Source organism: Hydrogenovibrio sp. 3SP14C1 (assembly GCF_029625905.1).
Taxonomy (GTDB): Bacteria; Pseudomonadota; Gammaproteobacteria; order Thiomicrospirales; family Thiomicrospiraceae; genus Hydrogenovibrio.
The window spans coordinates 1-258 of the sequence record NZ_JARTLM010000195.1 but is presented as its reverse complement, the minus strand read 5'-3'; the positions used below and the strand labels follow the sequence as shown (position 1 = coordinate 258).

1 protein-coding gene is annotated in these 258 nt (G+C 51.6%); it reads right to left on the bottom strand.

The features are described 5' to 3' along the window. Positions 1–258 (bottom strand): TIM-barrel domain-containing protein (locus P8629_RS12220; RefSeq protein ID WP_336618930.1); only part of this gene is annotated, 258 nt, incomplete at both ends.

Genomic DNA, 258 nt, shown 5'->3' with positions numbered 1-258 from the left:
AGTGAGATCGACAACGCCGCCGTAAAACTCGCCAAACTCCACCAGATAGTCACCGCCAGAGGCATCTTTTGCCAGATAGCCGTGTTGTGCCGCTTCTTCGCAGAGATCTTTATCGCTGGCAACATACGGGTTGATATAGGCCAGGAACTGCACGCCCTCCTGATTCCACTGCTTAATGCGTGAATCCAGTTGCGGGTAGTTTTCGCTGTTCCACTTCCAGTTCCACATCACGCGTTTGCCAAAAGAGGTCATACGAAT